Source organism: Microbulbifer donghaiensis, assembly GCF_900129095.1.
GTDB classification, from domain to species: Bacteria; Pseudomonadota; Gammaproteobacteria; order Pseudomonadales; family Cellvibrionaceae; genus Microbulbifer; species Microbulbifer donghaiensis.
In genome coordinates this window covers 1-21,154 of sequence record NZ_FQVA01000008.1, presented here as the reverse complement: position 1 = coordinate 21,154, position 21,154 = coordinate 1, and the positions used below count along the sequence as shown (strand labels likewise).

Sequence of the window (21,154 nt, the reverse complement as noted above, 5' to 3'; positions counted from 1 at the left end):
TTAGAATACGGTGCAGAGCACTTCGCCACCGACACCGGCCTGACGCGCAGCGCGATCAGTCATCACACCCTTGGAGGTGGAAACGATCGCGATACCCAGGCCACCACGGACGGTCGGCAGAGCTTTCTTGCCAGTGTAAGCGCGCAGGCCCGGACGGGATACGCGATCCAGCTCGGCGATAACCGGCTTGCCCTGGAAGTATTTCAGGGCAATGGTCAGCTCCGGCTTGGCGCTTTCGCTTACGTTGACGTCAGTGATGTAGCCTTCGTCTTTCAGCACGTTAGCTACAGCCACTTTCAGTTTTGATGAAGGCAGAGTGACTTCGGCCTTTCCGCGCGCCAGGGCATTGCGGATGCGAGTCAGCATATCTGCCAACGGATCTTGCATACTCATTTATTAAGACTCCTCAAGTCTGCCTTTTACCAGCTGGACTTAACCAGACCGGGAACATCACCACGCATTGCCGCTTCGCGCAGCTTGTTACGGCACAGGCCGAACTTGCGGTAGACAGCGTGGGGGCGACCAGTGATACGACAGCGGCGTTGCTGACGTACCGGGCTTGCATCGCGCGGCAGTTTCTGCAGCTTGAGTTGAGCCTCCCACTGCTCTTCTTCAGAAGCAGTGGTACTGGCGATGATCGCCTTCAGCTCTTGACGCTTTTCGGCGTACTTAGCTGCGGTTCGAGCGCGCTTTTTCTCACGCGCAATCATGGATTTCTTCGCCATGGAATCCTCTTAACCCTTGAAAGGGAAGTTAAACGCTTTCAGCAGCGCGCGACCTTGGTCGTCGTTAGCCGCTGTAGTGGTAATACAAATATCCAGACCGCGGAGCTTGTCTACTTTGTCGTAATCAATTTCCGGGAAGATGATTTGCTCAGTCACACCCATAGAGAAGTTGCCGCGGCCGTCGAACTGCTTCGGGCTGACGCCACGGAAGTCGCGGATACGCGGGATCGCGATGTCGACCAGACGCTCCAGGAATTCATACATGCGCTCACCGCGCAGAGTCACCTTGCAGCCAATCGGCCAACCGTCACGAATCTTAAAGCCCGCAATAGACTTGCGCGCCTTAGTCACGATGGGTTTTTGACCAGTAATTGCCGTCATATCACTGACAGCGTGCTCCAGCACCTTCTTGTCAGCAATCGCCTCACCAACACCCATGTTGATGGTGATCTTAGTGATGCGCGGCACTGCCATCACATTGTCGAGCCCCAGCTCTTCTTTCAGCTTGGGCGCGAGTTCTTTCGTGTAGAGCTCTTTAAGCTTTGCCATGATCTACCAACCTGCTTCTGCGCCTAAAGCCTTAGATGGCTTCGCCGCTGGATTTGAAGACGCGAATCTTAGTGCCGTCTTCCAGTACTTTAAAGCCTACCCGGTCAGCCTTTTGGGTGTTGGGGTTGAAGATAGCTACGTTGGAAGACTGGATTGCAGCCTCCTTCTCAACGATACCACCGGCAACGCCCAGCTGGGGGTTTGGCTTCTGGTGTTTTTTGATCATCTGTACACCGGCAACAATCAGGCGACCGTCGTTCAGTACTTTGCGTACAGTACCGCGCTTGCCCTTGTCGCGACCGGCGATAACGATCACTTCGTCGTCACGCTTGATCTTGCGCATAACTCTATTTCTCCGCTTCAGGCTTAGATAACTTCCGGTGCCAGCGAGATGATCTTCATGAACTTCTCACCGCGCAGCTCGCGAGTTACCGGGCCAAAAATACGGGTGCCGACCGGCGCCAGTTGCTGGTTCAGCAGTACCGCTGCGTTATCGTCAAATTTGATCAGGGATCCGTCTGCACGGCGCACACCTTTTTTGGTGCGAACCACAACAGCGTTCATTACCTGACCCTTCTTCACTTTACCGCGGGGGATGGCTTCCTTAACGGTCACCTTGATAATGTCGCCCACGCCGGCGTAACGACGATGGGAGCCGCCCAGCACCTTAATGCACATGACACGGCGAGCCCCACTGTTGTCAGCTACTTCTAAGTAGGATTCCGCTTGAATCATCGTCTCTCTCCGAAACTCTTCAATGCGCTAGGGGTTAAACCTTCGCCGCACGCTCTACAATTTTCTGCAAAGCCCAGGATTTGCTCTTGGACAGCGGACGAGACTCTTCGATGGTTACAACATCACCGATGCTGCACTCATTGTTCTCATCATGTGCCTTGAGCTTGGTGGACTTGCTCACAATTTTGCCGTAGATCGGGTGCTTAACACGGCGCTCGATCAAAACGGTGATGGTTTTATCCATCTTGTCACTCACAACCTTACCGGTCAGAGTACGCTTCAGTTTTGCTTCAGCCATGATTAATTACCTGCCTTCTCGGTCAACACAGTCTTAATGCGAGCAATGTCGCGACGAGTCTGCTTCAGCAGATGAGTCTGAGTCAGCTGACCGGTGGACTTTTGCATCCGAAGCTTAAACTGAGCCTCGAGCTGATTCAGCAATTCCTGGTTCAGCTCTTCAACTGACTTTTCGCGTAGATCTGCAGTCTTCATTACATCACCGAACGCTTAACGAAAGTTGTCTTTACAGGCAGCTTGGCCGCGGCGAGCTCGAAAGCCTCGCGAGCCAGATCTTCGGACACACCCTCCATTTCGTAGAGGACCTTGCCCGGCTGGATCTGAGCCACCCAGTATTCAACGCCACCTTTACCTTTACCCATCCGTACTTCGAGGGGCTTGTTGGTAATGGGCTTGTCCGGAAACACGCGAATCCAGATCTTACCGCCACGCTTAACGTGACGAGTCATTGCGCGACGAGCCGCTTCGATCTGACGGGCAGTAATGCGACCGCGACCGATGGCTTTCAAGCCGAACTCGCCAAAGCTCACTTTAGAGCCGCGCTGAGAAAGACCGCGGTTGCGACCCTTCTGTACCTTGCGGAATTTTGTACGCTTTGGTTGCAACATTTGCGTACCCCTTATTTAGCAGCTTTCTTGCGGGTCTTCGCCGGCTTCTCATCGGGAATTTCATCACCGATGACTTCACCTTTGAAGATCCAGACTTTGATACCGATGATGCCGTAAGTGGTCATCGCTTCATGTGTGGCGTAGTCGATATTCGCACGCAGGGTGTGCAGCGGCACACGACCTTCGCGATACCACTCGGTACGGGCGATTTCCGCACCGCCGAGACGGCCACTAACCTGAATCTTGATACCTTCGGCACCCTGACGCATGGCGTTCTGTACGGCGCGCTTCATCGCGCGACGGAACATTACACGGCGTTCCAGCTGCTGGGCGACGTTCTGGGCTACCAGAGCGGCGTCCATGTCCGGCTTGCGCACTTCTTCGATATCGATGTGCACCGGTACGCCCATCTGCGCGCTAACTTCGTTGCGCAGACGCTCTACGTCTTCACCTTTCTTACCGATCACGATGCCCGGACGCGCAGTGTGAATGGTCACACGAGCGGTGTTTGCCGGACGTTCGATCTCGATGCGGCTCACGGAAGCGTGGGCCAGTTTCTTGCGAATGTATTCGCGAACTTTCAGATCCGTGTACAGCTTGTCTGCGTACTCGTCACTGCCGGCATACCAAACAGAGGTATGCTTTTTAACGATACCCAGACGAATGCCGGTAGGATGTACTTTTTGTCCCATGGTTTTCTCGCCTGCTCTCTTATTTCTCGGCCACTTTCACAGTGATGTGACAAGTACGCTTGAAAATGCGGTCAGCACGACCCTTGGCGCGCGGTTTGATGCGCTTCATGGTCATACCTTCATCCACGAAAATGGTGGAAACCTTCAGCTCGTCAACGTCAGCACCTTCGTTGTGCTCGGCGTTGGCGATGGCCGACTCCAGAACCTTCTTGACGACCGCCGCACCCTTTTTATTACTGAATGCCAGAATATCCAGGGCTTCCTCAACGCCTTTGCCGCGAATCTGATCAGCTACCAGTCGCGCCTTTTGCGCCGACAGACGAGCGCCGCGTAATTTTGCTGCTACTTCCATCGTTATAACCTCGGCTTAGCGCTTCTTCGCTTTCTTATCCGCAGCGTGGCCGCGGTAAGTGCGGGTAGCGGCGAACTCGCCCAGCTTGTGGCCAACCATTTCTTCGTTGACCAGCACGGGCACGTGTTGACGACCGTTGTGCACGGCAATCGTCAGTCCAACCATTTCCGGCATAATCATGGAACGGCGGGACCAGGTTTTAATCGGTCGACGATCATTGGCTTCAATCGCCGCCTCCACCTTCTTGATCAGATGCAGATCAATAAAGGGACCTTTCTTTAATGAGCGTGGCACTGTCGATTCCTCTCTAGCTGCTCAGACATCGCGCGGCTTATTTGCCGCGACGACGTACAATCATCTTATCGGTGCGCTTGTTCTTGCGCGTTTTCTTACCCTTGGTGGGAATACCCCACGGAGTTACCGGGTGACGGCCACCAGAGGTACGACCTTCACCACCACCGTGCGGGTGATCCACCGGGTTCATCGCCACACCGCGAACGGTCGGGCGAACACCGCGCCAGCGCTTGGCACCAGCTTTACCCAGCTTGCGCAGGCTGTGCTCAGAGTTGCTCACTTCACCCAGGGTGGCGCGGCACTCGGACAGGACCTTACGCATCTCACCGGAGCGCAGGCGAATGGTCGCATACTGACCTTCGCGAGCTACCAGCTGTACGGAGGCACCGGCAGAACGAGCCAGCTGAGCGCCTTTGCCCGGCTTCAGCTCTATACCGTGAATCACGGAACCCACCGGAATGTTGCGCAGCGGCAAAGTGTTGCCCACAACAATCGGAGCGGCATCGCCGGACTGCACGGTAGCGCCCGCCTTCAGACCTTTCGGCGCGATGATGTAGCGACGCTCGCCGTCTGCATAGCAAACGAGGGCGATGTGCGCGCTGCGGTTCGGGTCGTACTCCAGGCGCTCAACCTTGGCCGGGATACCGTCCTTGTTGCGCTTGAAGTCGACTACGCGGTAGTGCTGCTTGTGACCACCACCGATATGACGAGTGGTGATGCGGCCAGCATTGTTGCGACCACCGCTTTTGCTTTTGCTCTCTACCAGAGGCGCGTAAGGCGCACCCTTGTGCAGGTCAGAGTTAACAACCTTGACCAGGTGGCGACGGCCGGCAGAGGTAGGTTTTGTCTTTACAATAGCCATTGTAACTGTCCCCTTTACTCAGCAGCTTCAAAGTTGATGTCGCTGCCTTCGGCCAGGCGAACGTAGGCTTTTTTCCAGTCGTTGCGACGGCCAACGCCGAAGCGGGTACGCTTGGTTTTGCCTTTCACGTTCACGGTGCGAACCTGCTCAACAGAAACGTTGAACAACTTCTCGACCGCGGCCTTGATCTCGGCTTTATCGGCATCGGTGGTAACCTTGAAAACCACCTGATTGGCGGAGTCCGCCAACACAGCAGCCTTTTCGGAAATTACCGGGCCCAGCAGTACTTTGTAGAGTCGCTCTTGGTTCATCCCAGCACCTCTTCAATTTTCTTGAGCGCAGAAACGGTAACCACGACCTTGTCAAAGCGAATCAGGCTTACCGGATCGATGCCCTGTACGTCGCGAACGTCGATCTTGTGCAGGTTGCGCGCGGCCAGGTAGAGGTTTTCGCTCACCTCTTCGGTCACGATCAACGCGTTGGACAGATCGAACTGAGCCAACTTGCTCACCAGCTGCTTGGTTTTCGGCGCGTCCACATCGAAGGACTCAACCACGACCAAACGCTCCTGACGGGCCAGCTCAGACAGAATGCAGCGCAGAGCAGCGCGGTACATCTTCTTGTTCAGCTTGACGCTGTGATCGCGCGGTTCAGCGGCGAAAGTCACACCACCGGAACGCCACAGCGGGCTGCGGATAGTACCGGCGCGAGCGCGGCCAGTACCCTTTTGACGCCAAGGCTTCTTGCCGCCGCCGGAAACGTCAGCGCGATTCTTCTGCGCCTTGGTACCCTGACGAGCGCCAGCCATGTAGGCGACAACGGCCTGGTGAACCAGGTCCTGGTTGAATTCACGACCGAAAGTCACTTCAGAGACAGCTACAGTGCCTTTAGCGCCTTCGGGAGTAGCGATATTCAGTTCCATATCTATTTCCCCTCAGACTTAGGCTTTTACTGCCGGACGAACGATAACGCTGCCACCCGGCGCACCAGGAACGGCACCCTTAACCAGCAGCAGATTGCGTTCGGCGTCGACACGAACCACTTCCAGATTCTGCACGGTTACGCGCTCAGCACCCATGTGACCGGCCATCTTCTTGCCCTTCCACACTCGACCAGGAGTCTGGCACTGACCGATAGAACCGGGAGCGCGGTGAGACAGGGAGTTACCGTGGGTTGCATCCTGGGTACGGAAATTCCAGCGCTTAACGCCACCCTGGAAACCTTTACCTTTGGAAGTGCCGGTTACGTCGATCATCTGACCAGCTTCAAAGCCGGAAACAGTGATCTCAGAACCAATTTCGAAAGTCTCGTCGGAACCGTCAGTACGCAGTTCGAAGAGATTAGAGCCAGCCTCTACATTGGCCTTGGCGAAGTGGCCCGCTTGGGGCTTGGAGACACGGGAAGCCTTACGGGTGCCCACGGTTACCTGAACCGCTGCATAGCCGTCGGTTTCCACAGTTTTCACCTGGGTGACGCGGTTCGGAGCTACCTCAATAACGGTAACCGGAATAGAAGCGCCATCTTCGGTGAAGATGCGAGTCATGCCGCTCTTGCGGCCGACAATACCTATAGTCATCTTTTCAACCTCTCAGTGCACGGGGCTTTAACCCACTGCGGCCGCCCAGTTTCAGAGCGTTACACTACCCGGACCTTTTTCGCCCGGGATTCGGTAGTTAATTTAAAGTGTTAGCCGAGACTAATCTGAACCTCAACACCAGCCGCCAGATCGAGCTTCATCAGCGCGTCGACGGTTTTCTCGGTGGGCTCAACGATGTCCAGCAAACGCTTGTGAGTACGGATCTCGTACTGGTCGCGCGCGTCTTTGTTGACGTGCGGAGAAATCAGCACGGTGTACTTCTCTTTGCGAGTCGGCAGCGGGATGGGACCGCGAACCTGCGCGCCAGTGCGCTTGGCCGTCTCGACGATCTCCTGGGTAGACGCGTCGATCAGCTTGTGATCGAACGCCTTCAGGCGAATTCGGATGCGTTGACCCTGCATGGAATCAAACTCCAACTTAATAACTAAAGAACGTCCTTTTACACAGCCCCGAGGGCGGGCGAAAAGGAGCGCGAATTCTACGGTCGGAGCAAGGGCCTGTCAACCGGCTTATCCGCTTAGTTTTCGCGGGGAGCCGCTGGCGCGAATTTGCCCTTTCGCAAACTACAATTGGGTATCGGCAGCCGAACGAGGGTAGTGACATGACTATTGCCGCAAGAGTGAGTCAGTATTTGCGCGACCAATCGGTCGATTACCAGCTAATCCAGCATCCGCACAGCCATACCAGCAGGGAAAGCGCCCACGCTGCTCATGTCCGCGAGGACCAGGTGGCAAAGGCCATCCTGCTGAAAGACGATGAAGGGTACGTAATGGCGGTGATCCCGGCCAGCAGCAGCCTGGACATGCGTGCAGTGCACGAAGAGACAGGCCGCAATCATCTGGAAATGGTAACGGAAGACGAACTGGGACGAGTCTTCCCCGACTGCGAACTGGGCGCCCTGCCCCCGCTCGGGCAGGCGTATGGCATTGCCACACTACTGGATAGCAGCCTGAGCCGCTGCGATACCGTCTACTTCGAAGCCGGCGACCACGAGGAGCTGGTGGAAATGGATGGCTCGCGGTTCACGCGCCTGTTTTCCGGCAGCCGCAGCTGTGACCTGAGCAAAGACTGGCCGTAAATTAATGCATTAATGGAATAAAGGGAGGCTCCAGGGACTGGAGCCGCGCCGGATCCATCCCCCGACAGTTGGCAGAGAGGGGCATGTTTCAGTGCCAGCGGAAAGCGTAGTCTATACTCGCTGGTACTCTGCAAAAATAATCTGACCATCCCTGCGGGGATCAGGGTGGATCGATATGGCCTACAAGCCGTCAGACAATGAAAACTTCGACAACCTGTTGATGCTTTTCGCCTTGCTGATCACCGCAGCGATGGTGTTTGCCTTATTCTGTGGTTTCTTCTGGGTCTACGACAATCTACAGCACATCAATTCCACTGCCGCCAAACTGGTACAGGCCCACCCGGTCGCCGCGCCTGCGGCCGCACTGACCTGTATCTGTATGGCGCCCGCTACGTTTTTTATGCTGTTTGCACTTCAGAATCGCCGCGATGACCACGGGCATTTCGAGATTCTGGCCGAGCCCGAAAACCTCTCCAGCAGCGCCTTCTCCCCGCGCCATCAATAGCGGTAACTGAAACGGGCATAAAAGACCCGATCTTCCTGCTCCGGTACCGCAACTTCCAATGCCTCGGCCAGGCTCATACGCCCAGGACAGGGTGCGGATGACGACTTCCCGTAGCACCCCCTACATCAACAGCTCGGAGCGGTGAAGCGCACGCCGCGCGGCTCAGACGGGGGCCCGCCCAACACCGCCGGATCGCCCAACACCTGCGCTTCGACGACAGCGACTCGCTCTGAACGGTATTGCGCTGCTACAGGCGCCACAAACCCAGCCGCCCACACTGATGCGCCTCTATCAGAGAACTCTCGAGGCCACCGGCAATATCCAGCAGCCCCCCCCAACAATGGTCAGGGTGTTGTCGTCGACCACGAAAGACATATTGCCGCCGACTAACAGGCTGCCGGTCACATCTACCAAGCCGGCCAGGCAGCGTTGCGCCGCCGGTAGCCGCATTGACTATTGAGGGAGCAGGTCAGGCACAGAGCCAGTTACCGGATGAGCCAGAACTCTCACGCCCACCACAAACCCGGGTTACATTCGCGCGCAACCACGAGGATTACCCTGCCATGCCGAGACCATTTCAAACCGCGAGCCTCGCCAGCAAACTGACCAAATAAAAATTTCAAGCACAAAAAAAGCCGCAGCGTTTCCGCTGCGGCTTTTTTGATTCAGATCAGGAGTAAATATTACTCGATGATCTTGGCAACAACGCCGGCGCCAACGGTACGGCCACCTTCGCGGATCGCGAAGCGCAGGCCTTCTTCCATGGCGATCGGGGCAATCAGAGTTACAGTCATCTGAATGTTGTCGCCCGGCATTACCATCTCGGTGCCTTCCGGCAGCTCACACGCACCAGTTACGTCAGTGGTACGGAAGTAGAACTGCGGACGGTAGCCTTTGAAGAACGGAGTGTGACGACCACCTTCGTCCTTGGACAGGATGTACACTTCGGACTCGAACTTGGTGTGCGGGGTAATGGAACCCGGCTTAGCCAGAACCTGACCACGCTCTACTTCGTCACGCTTGGTGCCGCGCAGCAGGGCGCCGATGTTCTCACCAGCACGGCCTTCATCCAGCAGCTTGCGGAACATTTCCACACCAGTACAGGTGGTGGAAGTGGTTTCCTTGATACCAACGATCTCGATTTCGTCGCCAGTGTGGATGATGCCACGCTCTACACGGCCGGTTACTACGGTACCGCGACCAGAGATGGAGAATACGTCTTCGATCGGCATCAGGAACGGCTGATCTACCGCGCGCTCCGGCTCCGGGATGTACTCGTCCAGGGTTTCAACCAGCTTCTTAACAGCGCTGGTACCCAGTTCGTTGTCGTCTTCGCCGTTCAGGGCCATCAGAGCGGAGCCAACGATGATCGGGGTGTCGTCGCCCGGGAACTCGTACTGGTCCAGAAGTTCGCGAACTTCCATCTCAACCAGTTCCAGCAGCTCTTCGTCGTCAACCATGTCGGCCTTGTTCAGGAATACCACGATGTAAGGTACACCTACCTGACGAGACAGCAGGATGTGCTCGCGAGTCTGCGGCATGGGGCCGTCAGCTGCGGAACATACCAGGATAGCGCCGTCCATCTGAGCAGCACCGGTGATCATGTTCTTAACGTAATCGGCGTGTCCCGGGCAGTCTACGTGCGCGTAGTGGCGAGTCGGGGACTCGTACTCTACGTGGGAGGTAGCAATGGTGATACCGCGCTCACGCTCTTCCGGAGCATTGTCGATACCGTCAAACGCTACAGCCTGGCCGCCCCATACTTCCGCACATACGCGAGTCAGAGCAGCAGTCAGGGTGGTTTTACCGTGGTCAACGTGACCGATGGTGCCCACGTTTACGTGGGGCTTGGAACGTTCAAACTTTTCTTTTGCCATTGCAGCCTCCTAATATAGGTGCACAACACAAGCGCAACCCACGTCCAGAACAGGCGCATCCGACCCTGGAAAACCCAGACCCCGGATACAAATAACCGCAGAGGCACCTGCCCCTGCGGCCATAAAATGGAGCTCATGGGCGGATTTGAACCGCCGACCTCACCCTTACCAAGGGTGTGCTCTACCCCTGAGCTACATGAGCATATTACTGCCAACACCTGACACCCCACAGGGCGCCAGTCCGGCAAGCGACCAAACCAGGCCACCCACCTCGCCACCATCCCGGTGACTTATTCCCACCTAGCCCCACACTCAGTATGGAGCGGGCAGCGGGAATCGAACCCGCATCATCAGCTTGGAAGGCTGAGGTTCTACCATTGAACTATGCCCGCAGGACCAAGCCCGCATGCAGGAACCTCTTAGCAAAAGGCTTCAACCTTCCGCTGGCGACACCTTACGGCATCTAAATATGGTGCAGGGGGGTGGATTCGAACCACCGAAGCTTGCGCGTCAGATTTACAGTCTGATCCCTTTGGCCACTCGGGAACCCCTGCTGGAAGCGGTGCGTATTCTCTACATCGACCGCCGCGCTGTCAACATTTTTCCTTCAAATTCACACACTTATCGGCAGAACTTAAAGTGCAACAACGCCCGGGACAAAAATGGAGCTGGCGAGAGGAGTCGAACCCCCGACCGGCTGATTACAAGTCAGCTGCTCTACCAACTGAGCTACGCCAGCACCGTCCCTCACTAAGAAACCGAAACCAGCCCCTTAAGTGGAGGCGGGATTCTATGGGATGTTCTGCCGACAAGCAACCGTCTTTTTACGACTGATGATTCGCCCCCGAAAACATCGACTGCCACCAGGCAAACCGCATACCGCAGCCCTCTGCGCAGGGGCGCGACCGTCAATCCACACAACGCGCTGCTTGCCGCCGGGGTTTACCCGCCCTTCACTTCACTGCACAGGTTCTGGCGGCGATCCAGCTCCGGGTACTCGGACTGCAACTGTTCCCAAAACGATTCTGCCAACCGCCCTGCCGCGCCGGGCTCCAGCACGATCCAGCGCTCGAGATAGGTTTGCGGCTCCTCACGGGACCGGGCGTCGACACCCTGGTCGCGCAGTTCGGCGACCAGTGATTCAGCGCGATCCAGCTCCGAAAAGATGCCGAAGGAGATGCCATTGGCGAGTGAGCCCTTTGGAATCACATAGCTGTCGACGCCAGCGGATTGCAACTCGCGCAACTTGCGGAAGGCCTCTCGGCGAGAATTCAACGGCTCCAGGAAGACCCAGTAGCGCATCTGCCCTGCCATCTCGATCTCGCGCAGATCGCCGTCTACCTGCAGAGCCTGCAGGCGCTCAACTATGTCCTGCCCCTGATATTCCTCCGCAAAAGGACCCAGCAGCGTACAAAGCTGCCCCGCCGACGGCGGCGCGGATTGCCGCTCCACAGGGGCGGGCTTCGGCGCTGCCCGCGCCGCCGCCAACTGGTCCGGCGATACCTCGGCCACCAACGCAATGCGCTCGCCAGCCTCGGCGACCGGCTTTGCGCCACTGGATACGGGCTTCGCGGCCGGCCGGCCGTCCAGCTCGAACCAGGTAAAGACACCGATATTGATGAACAGCAGAGCAAGAACTATCCAGCGCATAAAGTTATAAGAATTATTAAGGGTTAGTGAGGGCCAGCCCATCCAGGACCAGTTCGGTCACCAGCTGATGCGGGCGATCGCACAGGGCTGATAACAGGGGACCGTCGCCGCCGGTCAGCCACAACCGCGGGGAGGCTGCGCCGGCGGAATGCAGCTCCGCCATGGCGCGATCTATGGCGCCCAGCGCCATAACCACCAGGCCGCGATTTACCGCATCCGCGGTATCACGCCCTGGAGCGAGCGACATATTCGGCGCCAACTCCGACGACACCTTGACCGCATCCGTATCCTGGAAGAGCGCGCGACGCATCAGGTCGAGCCCTGGCACTATATAGCCCCCCAGGTGGCGCCCACCATTATCCAGCAAGTCGAGGGTGACGGCACTGCCGCAGTCGACAATCAGCGCCGCACGCGGATCCTTGTGGTGTGCGGCGAGTACCGCCAGCCATCGATCCACCCCCAGGCGCTCGATATGCCGATAGCCACAGGTAACCCCGGCGCATTGTGACGTTACCCGCGCAAATTCCACCGGCAGCGCAAAGCGGGCGCTGACGACGGCCGCCAGGGCATCGGCGACAGCGGCACCCGCGACATTCGCCGCCCGCACACGCTGCAGCCGCATACCAGCCCAACTTTCTGGCAAGTTGCCACTTTTCAGCTCAGCGATGGAGAGACTGCCGCGCGACCGCACCGCGTCGCCATCCAGCAGGCGCCATTTACCCCGGGTATTGCCGAGATCCAGCTCCAGAATCACGGTGCCTCCCGCAGGGAGACTTCACCACCGTGAAACAACTTATGCTCGCCGTCCGCCTCGAGGATCAGGGCTCCGGACATATCCACACCGACGGCGGTGCCCGTCCAGGCCTGGTTCGCGGACTGCAGCCGCACCGGCCGCCCGGCGAATTGATCCAGCGCCAGCCAGGCCTCGCGATAGGCGCCGAAACCGCACTCGGGATAATCCCGCAGTAGTGGCAGCAGATGATTCAGCATGGAGGCGGCCAGGCGGTTGCGATCAATCCCCGCGCGTACGCTCTGCAGATCGATCCAGGGCTGGTCGATGGCGGCAGCGCTGTCACCGCGAAGCCCCACATTCAGCCCAATGCCCACCACCACGGCGCAGCGATCGGTGAGATCGCCACTCAGTTCCAGCAGCACACCGGCCAGCTTGCGCTCGCGACACCAGACGTCATTGGGCCATTTCAGGCGGATGTCGGGCACCTCAAACTCCGCCAGCGCCCGCGCCAGGGCTACCCCAACGGCGAGGCTCAGCCCTTCCAGGAGCTGGACACCGCCATTGAACTGCCAACCGATGGACAGGTTGATGCCTCCGCTAAAGGGACTGACCCAGGTGCGCCCGCGGCGACCGCGACCGGCTGTCTGCCGTTCGGCAAACATGGCCACACCGTGGCCACAGCCCTCCTCCATGCGCAGCAGGAGCTGGCCGTTAGTGGAATCCACTTCGTCACACAGGATTAACTCCCGCAGCAACTCGCGAGCCGCAGGATCCAGTGCCGTGCCGATCGCCTCCCCGGACAGCAGGTTCAGGCCTCCGGGCAAGCGGTAACCGCGCCCCTTGACCGACTCCAGCGCCAGTCCGTAGCGCTCGAGTTTCTGCAACTGCTTCCAGACCGCCGCCCGACTCACCCCCAGGGCCGCGCCGAGCGACTCGCCGGAATGTACCTCGCCGTCGGCAAGCAGATTGAGCACCGGACGCAGAGATTCCAGGGGACTGTTCGAACTAGAGCTTTGCAATTTCAACTTCTCAAATAACGGCGGTAATAGCGGTTGCCGAGACTCGTCAGTATCTCGTAGCCGATGGTGCCGGCGTACTCCGCCACCTCGTCCACGGTCAGTTCGCCGTTGAGGACTTCGATGGATTCCAGCGCCTCGCGCTCCGCCTCACTGAGCCCACTGATATCAAAGGTTGTGGAATCCATCGACACACGCCCAACCATCGGCAGGCGCTTACCACTGCCCCAGCCACAACCGCGACCGCCCTGGGCGCGCAGGATACCGTCGGCATAACCGCCCCGCGCCACCGCCAGCCAGCTACCGGCCGAAACACTCTGGGTCGCGCCGTAGCCCACTGACCGATCGCTGCTGACATGGCGCTTCTGCACGATCGGCAGGCTCAGCTCGACCACCTGGCGCATGGGATTCGGTGTGCCGGGTAGCGGATTGACGCCGTACAGGGCCGAGCCGGGGCGCGCGATGTCGAAATGGTATTCCTCGCCGAGAAAGATGCCCGACGAATTGGCCAGGCTCAACAGCACCTCCGGGCACTGCGCGCGCAAACGCTCGCCGGCGCGCTTGAAATCCTCCAACTGAACCCGGTTCTGGGGATGCGCCGGCTCATCGGCACAGGCCAGGTGACTGAGCAGCAAGCGGATATTGGCCGCGGCCAACAGCTCGCGATCGGCCACCAGCTGCTCGAACTCCTCCGGTGTCATGCCCAGCCGGGTCATACCCGAATCCACTTTCACCGCACAAGGCGCCTCTATACTCGCCTGCGCGCACAGATCCACCCAGTTGCGCAGCTGCTGCAGGGTAAACAGGGTCGGAATCAGCCCCGCGCGCGCGCATTCCAGCTCAGCGCCAGCGCGCACGCCCGTCAGCACCACGATAGTGACGTCACCACCCAATTCCGCCCGCAGGCGCTCGCCCTCGGCCTGGGTGGCCACGAAGAAATCCCGGCAACCGCGCCGGTACAGCGCCGGCGCCACCTCTGTCATGCCGAGACCGTAGGCGTCGGCCTTGACCACGGCGCCGCAGCGGCTGCCGCTGGCCAGGCGGCCGCAAAGATCCAGGTAATTGTCACCGATCGCCTGCAAATCAATGGTCAAAAGGCCTTCGCGCGAATCACTCATGCCGTCTCTGTACTCAAGTCAGTTTTCTATAGCGCCCCGAGCAGGCTCTCACGGCGCAGGGCCCGGGCACCGAGTGCCACGAATAAACCCACCAGCCCCAGGCACACCAGCGAGCCCGCAACGACCAGCGGCAGGGAGACCGAATCCCCCACCAACAGCGCCTTTAGCCACTGCTGCTGTCCGACCAGTGGCATCAGCTGCCAGAGGGGCTCGCCCAGCTCTACCCGCGACATATCCAGCACCATCAGCAGTGTGACCGGCGCCAGCTGCAAAATACTCAACTGGGTCTGGGCATCCTTGAAAGACTGTGAGCGCAGGGCGAGCAGAATCTGCACCACCGCCACCAGCATTGCCAATGGCAACAATAACAGACCCATGGTGATCACGCCGGCGACCGTCGTGGCCTGCTGAATACCCAATTCGGCCAGCGGCATCAACGGCATCAGCGCCACCAGCGCGGCAATCGCCAGCAGTGCCCCCAGCCAGCCCATACTGGCCACGGCGAGCATCTTGGCACTGATCAACTGCCAGCCGGGGAGCGGTTGCAGCAACAGGGTTTCCAGGCTGAGGCGTTCACGCTCTCCTGCCGAGGTATCCACCGATGTTGCGAGGCTCGCGACAAACAGCGTCAGGATCAGCAACCCCGGCACCATTGCCAGAATCAGGGCTCCGCGGCTGGATGGCGTGCTGACGTCGCGCACCTGCAACTGCCAGGGTGCCAGCAGTTGCGGCGCCACGCCGCGCGCCGACAGGCGCTGGCTCACGATAAGCTGCTGCAGACCGCCGAGCCGCTCCTGCAGGTGGCGCTCAGCCCGCCCGGCAGAAGTAGAGGAGCTGTCCACGTACAGATACAACTTGGGCGCGCGAAAGTTGCGATAACCGTCGACAAACCCCTCTGCCACCTGCAACACCAGATCATAACCGTCGGCGAGCAGCGCGCGCGGCTCACCCTCATTCACAATCACGACCTCAAGGCTGTCACTGCGCAGCTGCTGCGCCAGTACGGGGACTTGCTCTCCCCCCAGAAGCGCCAACCGCGTGGACTCTTCCGCGTGTTTTTTTACAAAGAAGATTGTGGAGCCGGCCAAAAGCACCGGGAACAGCAGCGAGAAACAGATTGCCATCCACAGGGCGCGGCGATCGCGCCAGGCCTCCAAAAACTCCTTGCGCAATAGGGCGGACATTTGCCGCGTAAAAATTGCATTCACAGTATTCACGCCGGCTCCTCCTGCCTGGGCCGGCCTGCTGCCGCGCCATAAGCGAGAGTGACGAAGCTGTCCTCCAGGTTGTCGCAGCCGCTCTCCCGCATCAATTCCACCGGTGAGCCACCGCCGACAATGCGCCCGGCGGCCATTACCAACACCCGATCCGATAGTTCCGCGACCTCTGACATCACGTGACTGGAAAACAATATGGTGGTGCCCTGAGCGCGCAGGCGCGACAGGGTCCTGCGCAACAGCCGTGCCGCGAGCACATCGAGGCCGCGGGTTGGTTCGTCGAGGATCAAGTGTCGCGGCCTGTGTACCAGCGCTCGCGCCAGCGAGACCTTCATGCGCTCTCCCTGGGAAAAACCGCGCGTGCGACGCAGCCACAGCGCATCCAACTCAAGCTCCTCGCGCACTGCATCCAGGGCTCGCTCGAGACTCTTCCCGGCAAGCCCTTGCACGCTGGCGAATAGCGTCAGGTACTCGGCGACGGTTAGCCGCTCATAGAGCCCCTCGCGGTCGCCGACCACACCCAGTTGCCGGCGTGCCGCCATCGGCTGTTGCGCGACATCGATATCACCGAGCAACACCCTCCCCGCATCGGCGCGGAGTAATCCGGTAATAATGCGCAGGCAGGTGGTCTTGCCCGCACCATTGGCGCCGAGCAAAGCGGTAATCTGCCCGTCCGGCACGGTAAAGCTGAGATTATCCAGTACCGGCCGGCCCGCAAACTGTTTATCGACAGACTCCACCCTGATCACAGGCCACCTCCTTGCGGCTCTCCGCCAAGCTTACCCCCCAGCGCCGGACCAAAGGCGTCCGCCATAAAGGGCGGCCGGCGGATCTCCGCCACACAGCTCTGGTCCAGCGGTGACTCCGGCGCATTCAGGAAACGGGCGATCAATTCCGGGATACAGCCGCGGCGCGAATTGATATGACCACCACCGGGCACCACCAGGTGCTGCTTTCGGGACAGGTATGCCAGTGCCTGCTCGGCGTAGTAAGGCGGGGTAATCGGATCCGCCTCACCGGAAATCAGCAATACAGGCTGTGCACGTGACTCGGGGACACTATAGGGCTTTGCCGTGACCGGCCAGCCCTGACAGCCACTGTGAAACAGCTCGTAAAAAGCGGAGCCAAGAAATGAGCCCTTGCTGTCCGCGACCACGTCCTCCGCGGTGATTCGATTCAGCTCTTCCGCACAAGCGACGGAGAATGTCAGCCCCATGGCCATGCCATCCGCGGTATTCAGGAACAGGCCACTGATACCGGACAGCGGCAAGTAATTACCGCGGCTCGCCTGGTGTATCGCGTAGGGCAGCTGTGCCGCTGCGGCCGGATCGTAGAGCGCCGCGCGAATGGAGTTCGCCAGCGCCCAGCGCGGCAGCGGAATCGCAGCCGGGACTCCTGTGACCGGGTCCGGAAACCTGGCTGCCATTTCGGCGTTCCAGCCAGCCAGCAATTGATCGAGGTCACCACGCCAGTTGCCTAAGCCCGCACAGACGGCATCGCCCGCGCAGTCGCGTTCCAGTATTTGCATTGCGCGCTCGGCTGCGGTCGCCGTCAAAAATACCTTGGTATCTATCGGCGCGACGGCATCCAGCACCAGCGCGCTCAACGAATCGGGGTACCACTGCTGATAGAGCAGGGCAGTGCGCGTGCCCCAGGAACCTCCCCAGAGTGCAATTCGCTCGTGCGCAAGTGTCTTGCGCACCAACTCGAGATCCTCCACCGCCTGGCGACTGCTGAGCGCCTCGGCAAACTGTGGCTGTTGCAAGTAGCATCGCGCTAGCTGGCGAGAGAACGACTGCAGGTCCACCGGCATATCCCGCTCAAATCCACAACGAAATGCAGCGGAGTGCCCGGCACCGCGGCGATCAACCATCACAATGTCGCGCTCGCGGTTGATACGCCGAAATGCATTCAACAGCGGCGCGAGATCGCTGGCCGCCTGCCCCGGCCCGCCGGCGAGCAGATACAGCGGTTCACGGCCGACATCGTTGACCGCCGGTGCCACCGTGACTGAGAGCTCAACCGCAGTCGCATCCAGTCCGACGGCTATCCGATAACAGCGCAGGGCATCCCCCCAGCCATCCAGATAGCAGCTACTGGAGGTCCGGCCATCCTGGACATCCGCCATGGACGGCGATCCGAATCCGCAATAAGAAAGAACTACAGTAACCAGCAGTCGTCGCATCCATACCACGACCAAATCTCCCTCTGACAATCACTCGAAAGAACCCCAGTCTACCGGACTTTTGGCCGTGACGCCGTCATCGCCGCACTACAGCCGCGGTTAGCATTAGCGCGCCCGGGCCCACAGTGGTAAGGTTTCGCTTTGCTTTCGCCTACGCCAGCACTCATGAGCTTTTCAGATCGAGAAAAACAACTAATTCGCGCGGCTTTTTCCTGGGGTCAGATCACACAGAAAGAGGGCTATACGCTTTCGGACCTCGAGATAGAGAAGTCGGTGTTGTTCCGCCGCCTGCTGGCGGGGCGCCCGCCGCTCGCATTCCCACCGCCACTGCGCCACGGATTCCCCTGGTATGAGGTAATCGAGGGGCGCGGTGAATACGTGGTCAACGCATCGGAGCCCTCACCCGAGTGCAGCATCATCGCACCCGGTAGTAAACCCGGCGATACCTGCATTCTGATCGATGGCGCCTTCTGGCGAGTGGCGGAAACCATACGCGAGCGCGAGGAGTACGTCGTCGAATGGGGCCAGTACCCAATTCAGTGGCGACTGAAAAAGCACTGGGAAGTGAATTATGAAATGACCCAGCAGCTACATAATTTCCGCAAGGAAAACCCCACGGCCCAAATCAGCTTTGATCGCCGCTCAGACCAGCGCGATTACGGCGAGTTTCGTATCGATGACGAACAGACCGTCTGGCTCAGCGAATGGCAGCTCAGCCGCATCGGGCTGTCCGGTTGGGTGTGGGTCGGCACTCCGGTGGAGCTGGACAGCCGCATGCAGCTGGCGCCGCTGTTTCAGGATCAGCAGGGACCGCTGGTGATCGGTGAAGACGGCAAGAAGCGGGGATGCGGCTGGCTGCGGATTGAGCATGCGGGATCCGAATACCGCTTTATCAAACTGGGCGAGAAGCTGGAGTACCAGTCACTGATAGCCGCCGCCATCACAGAATTCGGCTCCCTGCTGCACGGCATACAAGGGGAAGAACTGGAAATCATCGATTGGCGCAACGGCCAGCCACTGCGCCAGTTCTCGGTCCCCATACAGCTGGCGCCACTCGAGCAATTCGATCTGCGCGAACAGAACTACGACCTGGTGCCGGACAACGCGTTCGGAAATTAATCGACATCCCTGCCGCGGGCGGCATGCAGCAATCGGAACCAGGCCTCCCGCGGCAATTCTTTCTCGACAGCCTGAACGCCACTGCGCAATCGGGCCATCTTGCCGCTTCCCAAAACAGGCACCATCCCCGCCGGATGTTTCAGCAGCCACGCCAGTGCCAGCTGCTGCGGCTCCATACCCAACTCCTGCGCCAACTCCTCCATGCAGGCCTGCACACGCAGGGCAGCCTCACCATCCCCCTCAAACAGAGCGCCGCCGGCAAAGGGTGACCACGCCATCGGGATCACTTCTTCACGCTGACAGAAGTCGAGCTGGCCATCGAACATAGGCGAGCTATGCAGCAGTGACACCTCGATCTGGTTAACCACAAGCGCAGTGTGCAAACGGGAACGCAGCAACTCAATCTGATGGGGCAGGAAATTCGAAACGCCGATCGCGCGCACCTTCCCATCGCTCACCAGCCTATCCAGGGCACCGGCCAGTTCATCAGCGCACATCAGCGGATCGGGACGATGTATCAAGAGCAGATCCAACTCCGCGATTCCCATTTTGCGCAAACTGGATTCGACCGAGGCAATAACGTGCGCGGCACTGGAGTCGTAGTGGTTGAGCGCAAACTGATTGTTGCTGCCCACCAACTTGATTCCACACTTGGAGACGATCTCCATTTTATTCCGCAGTTCCGGCTTTAATTTCAGCGCATCGCCGAACAGCTGCTCACAGCGGTAGTCGCCGTAAATATCGGCGAGATCAAAGCTCGTCACGCCCAGCTCAAGCAGTTCTTCCAGCAGCCCCAACACTTGCCGGTTTGAATAGCCCCAGTCGGCAAGACGCCAGAGTCCCATCGCCACGCGCGACAGGGAAAACGATTGATCCAGAGGAGAGAGAATACGCTGCATGGTAACTAACTACTTTTGGGTGAATTGACTGCGAGTGATGCACTGTGAATAAAGTGCCTAATTTTAACTAACCCGGGCGCTATTAACAGAATCCTTGGATAGGGGTGTGCACAACTATGGGATATCCAATTCAAGCCCTGCGATATCGCCGGCTCGCGCTACCGAGCAAAAAAGCACCGCACAAAAACTCCGCGATTCTGCTTCTGATGACAACCCCTTTACCAACAGATTGCATGGATAGAGTTGTGAATAAGTGCGGGATACTCCGCCAAGCCCCCCTATTCCTGCCGCCTCTCGCTCAGCGCGCAAAAAAACACCGCCCAGAAACTCCACGACTCTCGCCGCCTTCGCCATCCCGTTACTCACAGAATGTATGGATAGAGTTGTGTATAACAGTGGGACACTTGTCGCTAAGCCAGTGATTCCAATGAGCTGTGGTTGGCGCGTAAAAAAACAGCGCTGAAAATTTCAAAGTAAAAGGGCTGGGGAAAGCATTTTTCTTTCTCAAGTACGAGCGCACTGGACAGGTTCGATTGGCTTTTTGTTAGCGGGGAGGTGTCTCGCTATAAAGTCGTCGCAAGCGCACGCGGCACGAATCCACCGGCGTTATTTTTTTCAGAGCAGTAGTGAGTGGGTGACTTAAAAACAGAGCGGGTAGGTGGATAGACAATGCGCTCGATCGGCATTTACAAAATGAATGGCTGGGGGATTGTGGAGGGAGGGGCGTTTGTTTGGATGGCCCTTTCCTTTATCTAGAAGCTTGTATGCAGGGGCGACTGGCTTTTGTGTTGCCTTCCATGGCGTAGCTCCGGCTTGTTCGATCGGGCCCCGGCCCGGCCATCCATGGCCGGTCGACCGAAAGCGCGCGAAGCTTCGCTTCGCAAACGCGCTTTCGGTCCCTACTCTCACGATGTTCGGGATTATCTCGCTGCGAGGTTCGTAAATAAAAAAAGGGCCACCCGTTTGGGTGGCCCTTTCTTTTATTTAGAAGCCTGACGATGACCTACTCTCACATGGGGAAGCCCCACACTACCATCGGCGATGTT

General features: G+C 58.7%; 28 protein-coding genes and 4 tRNA genes. 3 read left to right on the top strand and 29 right to left on the bottom strand.

Annotated features, from left to right (window positions below; translation table 11 throughout):
- The 16 genes from rpsH to rpsJ all read right to left on the bottom strand — a co-directional run bounded on the left by rpsH (nucleotide 1) and on the right by rpsJ (nucleotide 7,112).
- Nucleotides 1-393: a 30S ribosomal protein S8 gene (gene rpsH, locus BUC36_RS17225; protein ID WP_073277515.1), complete on the bottom strand. Its 393-nt coding sequence runs from the start codon at nucleotides 391-393 to the stop codon at nucleotides 1-3.
- A 26-nt stretch (nucleotides 394-419) separates the two neighbouring features.
- Complete coding sequence (rpsN, locus tag BUC36_RS17220) at nucleotides 420-725, bottom strand: 30S ribosomal protein S14 (RefSeq protein ID WP_073277513.1); 306 nt, start codon at nucleotides 723-725, stop codon at nucleotides 420-422.
- 9 nt (nucleotides 726-734) lie between these two features.
- Nucleotides 735-1,274, bottom strand: coding sequence for a 50S ribosomal protein L5 (rplE, locus tag BUC36_RS17215; RefSeq protein ID WP_073277511.1), 540 nt, complete (start codon nucleotides 1,272-1,274; stop codon nucleotides 735-737).
- A 31-nt stretch (nucleotides 1,275-1,305) separates the two neighbouring features.
- Nucleotides 1,306-1,617, bottom strand: a complete 312-nt coding sequence (gene rplX, locus BUC36_RS17210) for a 50S ribosomal protein L24 (RefSeq protein ID WP_073277508.1) — start codon at nucleotides 1,615-1,617, stop codon at nucleotides 1,306-1,308.
- Between the two features lie 23 nt (nucleotides 1,618-1,640).
- Nucleotides 1,641-2,009: a 50S ribosomal protein L14 gene (gene rplN, locus BUC36_RS17205; protein WP_067151032.1), complete on the bottom strand. Its 369-nt coding sequence runs from the start codon at nucleotides 2,007-2,009 to the stop codon at nucleotides 1,641-1,643.
- A gap of 34 nt (nucleotides 2,010-2,043) precedes the next feature.
- On the bottom strand, nucleotides 2,044-2,307 hold the full coding sequence (gene rpsQ, locus BUC36_RS17200; RefSeq protein WP_073277506.1) for a 30S ribosomal protein S17: 264 nt from the start codon (nucleotides 2,305-2,307) through the stop codon (nucleotides 2,044-2,046).
- Nucleotides 2,308-2,309: 2 nt separating this feature from the next.
- On the bottom strand, nucleotides 2,310-2,501 hold the full coding sequence (rpmC, locus tag BUC36_RS17195) for a 50S ribosomal protein L29 (RefSeq protein ID WP_069946927.1): 192 nt from the start codon (nucleotides 2,499-2,501) through the stop codon (nucleotides 2,310-2,312).
- Nucleotides 2,501-2,914, bottom strand: a complete 414-nt coding sequence (gene rplP, locus BUC36_RS17190; protein WP_073277504.1) for a 50S ribosomal protein L16 — start codon at nucleotides 2,912-2,914, stop codon at nucleotides 2,501-2,503. Before rplP ends, rpmC begins: the two co-directional genes overlap by 1 nt.
- Nucleotides 2,915-2,925: 11 nt before the next feature.
- Entirely contained in the window at nucleotides 2,926-3,606 is a 681-nt protein-coding gene (gene rpsC / locus BUC36_RS17185) for a 30S ribosomal protein S3 (protein WP_073277502.1), read from the bottom strand.
- 19 nt (nucleotides 3,607-3,625) lie between these two features.
- Nucleotides 3,626-3,958, bottom strand: a complete 333-nt coding sequence (rplV, locus tag BUC36_RS17180; protein ID WP_073277500.1) for a 50S ribosomal protein L22 — start codon at nucleotides 3,956-3,958, stop codon at nucleotides 3,626-3,628.
- 15 nt (nucleotides 3,959-3,973) lie between these two features.
- Complete coding sequence (gene rpsS / locus BUC36_RS17175; protein WP_020411388.1) at nucleotides 3,974-4,252, bottom strand: 30S ribosomal protein S19; 279 nt, start codon at nucleotides 4,250-4,252, stop codon at nucleotides 3,974-3,976.
- A 37-nt stretch (nucleotides 4,253-4,289) separates the two neighbouring features.
- Entirely contained in the window at nucleotides 4,290-5,114 is an 825-nt protein-coding gene (gene rplB, locus BUC36_RS17170; RefSeq protein WP_073277498.1) for a 50S ribosomal protein L2, read from the bottom strand.
- 14 nt (nucleotides 5,115-5,128) lie between these two features.
- The gene (gene rplW / locus BUC36_RS17165; protein ID WP_073277496.1) at nucleotides 5,129-5,425 is read right to left on the bottom strand and encodes a 50S ribosomal protein L23; all 297 of its coding nucleotides are present in this window, start codon (nucleotides 5,423-5,425) and stop codon (nucleotides 5,129-5,131) included.
- On the bottom strand, nucleotides 5,422-6,036 hold the full coding sequence (rplD, locus tag BUC36_RS17160; protein WP_073277494.1) for a 50S ribosomal protein L4: 615 nt from the start codon (nucleotides 6,034-6,036) through the stop codon (nucleotides 5,422-5,424). The genes rplW and rplD overlap by 4 nt, the downstream gene beginning before the upstream one ends.
- 18 nt (nucleotides 6,037-6,054) lie before the next feature.
- Entirely contained in the window at nucleotides 6,055-6,690 is a 636-nt protein-coding gene (gene rplC, locus BUC36_RS17155; RefSeq protein ID WP_073277492.1) for a 50S ribosomal protein L3, read from the bottom strand.
- A 110-nt stretch (nucleotides 6,691-6,800) separates the two neighbouring features.
- Nucleotides 6,801-7,112, bottom strand: coding sequence for a 30S ribosomal protein S10 (gene rpsJ, locus BUC36_RS17150; RefSeq protein ID WP_010133849.1), 312 nt, complete (start codon nucleotides 7,110-7,112; stop codon nucleotides 6,801-6,803).
- 200 nt (nucleotides 7,113-7,312) lie between these two features.
- Here rpsJ and BUC36_RS17145 point away from each other — a divergent pair, with 200 nt between their 5' ends.
- Nucleotides 7,313-7,789 carry an aminoacyl-tRNA deacylase gene (locus BUC36_RS17145; RefSeq protein ID WP_073277490.1) on the top strand — a complete coding sequence of 159 codons (477 nt, stop codon included), beginning with the start codon at nucleotides 7,313-7,315 and terminating at the stop codon, nucleotides 7,787-7,789.
- Between the two features lie 175 nt (nucleotides 7,790-7,964).
- Nucleotides 7,965-8,294 (top strand): hypothetical protein, encoded by a 330-nt coding sequence (locus tag BUC36_RS17140; RefSeq protein ID WP_073277487.1) that lies wholly within the window; start codon nucleotides 7,965-7,967, stop codon nucleotides 8,292-8,294.
- A 683-nt stretch (nucleotides 8,295-8,977) separates the two neighbouring features.
- Here BUC36_RS17140 and tuf read toward each other — a convergent pair.
- From tuf to BUC36_RS17080, 12 genes are all read right to left on the bottom strand, one after another.
- A complete protein-coding gene (tuf, locus tag BUC36_RS17135) occupies nucleotides 8,978-10,171 on the bottom strand; it encodes an elongation factor Tu (RefSeq protein ID WP_073277483.1) in 1,194 nt (397 codons plus the stop codon).
- A 127-nt stretch (nucleotides 10,172-10,298) separates the two neighbouring features.
- Nucleotides 10,299-10,373 (bottom strand) — tRNA-Thr (locus BUC36_RS17130).
- A 116-nt stretch (nucleotides 10,374-10,489) separates the two neighbouring features.
- Nucleotides 10,490-10,563 (bottom strand) — tRNA-Gly (locus BUC36_RS17125).
- 78 nt (nucleotides 10,564-10,641) lie between these two features.
- Nucleotides 10,642-10,725: transfer RNA gene (locus BUC36_RS17120), tRNA-Tyr, on the bottom strand.
- Nucleotides 10,726-10,834: 109 nt separating this feature from the next.
- A tRNA-Thr gene (locus BUC36_RS17115) sits at nucleotides 10,835-10,910 on the bottom strand.
- 203 nt (nucleotides 10,911-11,113) lie between these two features.
- On the bottom strand, nucleotides 11,114-11,821 hold the full coding sequence (locus tag BUC36_RS17110; protein ID WP_073277479.1) for an SPOR domain-containing protein: 708 nt from the start codon (nucleotides 11,819-11,821) through the stop codon (nucleotides 11,114-11,116).
- A 16-nt stretch (nucleotides 11,822-11,837) separates the two neighbouring features.
- Nucleotides 11,838-12,575 carry a type III pantothenate kinase gene (locus BUC36_RS17105; protein WP_073277477.1) on the bottom strand — a complete coding sequence of 246 codons (738 nt, stop codon included), beginning with the start codon at nucleotides 12,573-12,575 and terminating at the stop codon, nucleotides 11,838-11,840.
- Entirely contained in the window at nucleotides 12,572-13,528 is a 957-nt protein-coding gene (gene birA / locus BUC36_RS17100; protein ID WP_234995050.1) for a bifunctional biotin--[acetyl-CoA-carboxylase] ligase/biotin operon repressor BirA, read from the bottom strand. The genes BUC36_RS17105 and birA overlap by 4 nt, the downstream gene beginning before the upstream one ends.
- A 47-nt stretch (nucleotides 13,529-13,575) precedes the next feature.
- A complete protein-coding gene (gene alr, locus BUC36_RS17095; RefSeq protein ID WP_073277475.1) occupies nucleotides 13,576-14,688 on the bottom strand; it encodes an alanine racemase in 1,113 nt (370 codons plus the stop codon).
- A 26-nt stretch (nucleotides 14,689-14,714) separates the two neighbouring features.
- Nucleotides 14,715-15,905 (bottom strand): ABC transporter permease, encoded by a 1,191-nt coding sequence (locus BUC36_RS17090; protein ID WP_073277473.1) that lies wholly within the window; start codon nucleotides 15,903-15,905, stop codon nucleotides 14,715-14,717.
- Nucleotides 15,902-16,654, bottom strand: coding sequence for an ABC transporter ATP-binding protein (locus tag BUC36_RS17085; protein ID WP_073277471.1), 753 nt, complete (start codon nucleotides 16,652-16,654; stop codon nucleotides 15,902-15,904). The genes BUC36_RS17090 and BUC36_RS17085 overlap by 4 nt, the downstream gene beginning before the upstream one ends.
- Entirely contained in the window at nucleotides 16,651-18,033 is a 1,383-nt protein-coding gene (locus tag BUC36_RS17080; protein ID WP_073277469.1) for an alpha/beta hydrolase, read from the bottom strand. The genes BUC36_RS17085 and BUC36_RS17080 overlap by 4 nt, the downstream gene beginning before the upstream one ends.
- A 222-nt stretch (nucleotides 18,034-18,255) precedes the next feature.
- Here BUC36_RS17080 and BUC36_RS17075 point away from each other — a divergent pair, with 222 nt between their 5' ends.
- Nucleotides 18,256-19,209: a hypothetical protein gene (locus BUC36_RS17075; RefSeq protein WP_073277467.1), complete on the top strand. Its 954-nt coding sequence runs from the start codon at nucleotides 18,256-18,258 to the stop codon at nucleotides 19,207-19,209.
- Here the strand turns inward: BUC36_RS17075 and BUC36_RS17070 are convergent.
- The gene (locus BUC36_RS17070) at nucleotides 19,206-20,108 is read right to left on the bottom strand and encodes an aldo/keto reductase (protein WP_073277465.1); all 903 of its coding nucleotides are present in this window, start codon (nucleotides 20,106-20,108) and stop codon (nucleotides 19,206-19,208) included. The two genes, BUC36_RS17075 and BUC36_RS17070, sit on opposite strands and share 4 nt — an antisense overlap.
- Nucleotides 20,109-21,154: the final 1,046 nt, after the last annotated feature.

What these genes read in the sequence shown, in the direction of transcription:
- rpsH (WP_073277515.1), bottom strand. Translation starts at nt 393, where the DNA reads ATGAGTATGCAAGATCCGTTGGCAGATATGCTGACTCGCATCCGCAAT.
- rpsN (WP_073277513.1), bottom strand. Translation starts at nt 725, where the DNA reads ATGGCGAAGAAATCCATGATTGCGCGTGAGAAAAAGCGCGCTCGAACC.
- rplE (WP_073277511.1), bottom strand. Translation starts at nt 1,274, where the DNA reads ATGGCAAAGCTTAAAGAGCTCTACACGAAAGAACTCGCGCCCAAGCTG.
- rplX (WP_073277508.1), bottom strand. Translation starts at nt 1,617, where the DNA reads ATGCGCAAGATCAAGCGTGACGACGAAGTGATCGTTATCGCCGGTCGC.
- rplN (WP_067151032.1), bottom strand. Translation starts at nt 2,009, where the DNA reads ATGATTCAAGCGGAATCCTACTTAGAAGTAGCTGACAACAGTGGGGCT.
- rpsQ (WP_073277506.1), bottom strand. Translation starts at nt 2,307, where the DNA reads ATGGCTGAAGCAAAACTGAAGCGTACTCTGACCGGTAAGGTTGTGAGT.
- rpmC (WP_069946927.1), bottom strand. Translation starts at nt 2,501, where the DNA reads ATGAAGACTGCAGATCTACGCGAAAAGTCAGTTGAAGAGCTGAACCAG.
- rplP (WP_073277504.1), bottom strand. Translation starts at nt 2,914, where the DNA reads ATGTTGCAACCAAAGCGTACAAAATTCCGCAAGGTACAGAAGGGTCGC.
- rpsC (WP_073277502.1), bottom strand. Translation starts at nt 3,606, where the DNA reads ATGGGACAAAAAGTACATCCTACCGGCATTCGTCTGGGTATCGTTAAA.
- rplV (WP_073277500.1), bottom strand. Translation starts at nt 3,958, where the DNA reads ATGGAAGTAGCAGCAAAATTACGCGGCGCTCGTCTGTCGGCGCAAAAG.
- rplB (WP_073277498.1), bottom strand. Translation starts at nt 5,114, where the DNA reads ATGGCTATTGTAAAGACAAAACCTACCTCTGCCGGCCGTCGCCACCTG.
- rplW (WP_073277496.1), bottom strand. Translation starts at nt 5,425, where the DNA reads ATGAACCAAGAGCGACTCTACAAAGTACTGCTGGGCCCGGTAATTTCC.
- rplD (WP_073277494.1), bottom strand. Translation starts at nt 6,036, where the DNA reads ATGGAACTGAATATCGCTACTCCCGAAGGCGCTAAAGGCACTGTAGCT.
- rplC (WP_073277492.1), bottom strand. Translation starts at nt 6,690, where the DNA reads ATGACTATAGGTATTGTCGGCCGCAAGAGCGGCATGACTCGCATCTTC.
- rpsJ (WP_010133849.1), bottom strand. Translation starts at nt 7,112, where the DNA reads ATGCAGGGTCAACGCATCCGAATTCGCCTGAAGGCGTTCGATCACAAG.
- BUC36_RS17145 (WP_073277490.1), top strand. Translation starts at nt 7,313, where the DNA reads ATGACTATTGCCGCAAGAGTGAGTCAGTATTTGCGCGACCAATCGGTC.
- BUC36_RS17140 (WP_073277487.1), top strand. Translation starts at nt 7,965, where the DNA reads ATGGCCTACAAGCCGTCAGACAATGAAAACTTCGACAACCTGTTGATG.
- tuf (WP_073277483.1), bottom strand. Translation starts at nt 10,171, where the DNA reads ATGGCAAAAGAAAAGTTTGAACGTTCCAAGCCCCACGTAAACGTGGGC.
- BUC36_RS17110 (WP_073277479.1), bottom strand. Translation starts at nt 11,821, where the DNA reads ATGCGCTGGATAGTTCTTGCTCTGCTGTTCATCAATATCGGTGTCTTT.
- alr (WP_073277475.1), bottom strand. Translation starts at nt 14,688, where the DNA reads ATGAGTGATTCGCGCGAAGGCCTTTTGACCATTGATTTGCAGGCGATC.
- BUC36_RS17080 (WP_073277469.1), bottom strand. Translation starts at nt 18,033, where the DNA reads ATGGCGGATGTCCAGGATGGCCGGACCTCCAGTAGCTGCTATCTGGAT.
- BUC36_RS17075 (WP_073277467.1), top strand. Translation starts at nt 18,256, where the DNA reads ATGAGCTTTTCAGATCGAGAAAAACAACTAATTCGCGCGGCTTTTTCC.
- BUC36_RS17070 (WP_073277465.1), bottom strand. Translation starts at nt 20,108, where the DNA reads ATGCAGCGTATTCTCTCTCCTCTGGATCAATCGTTTTCCCTGTCGCGC.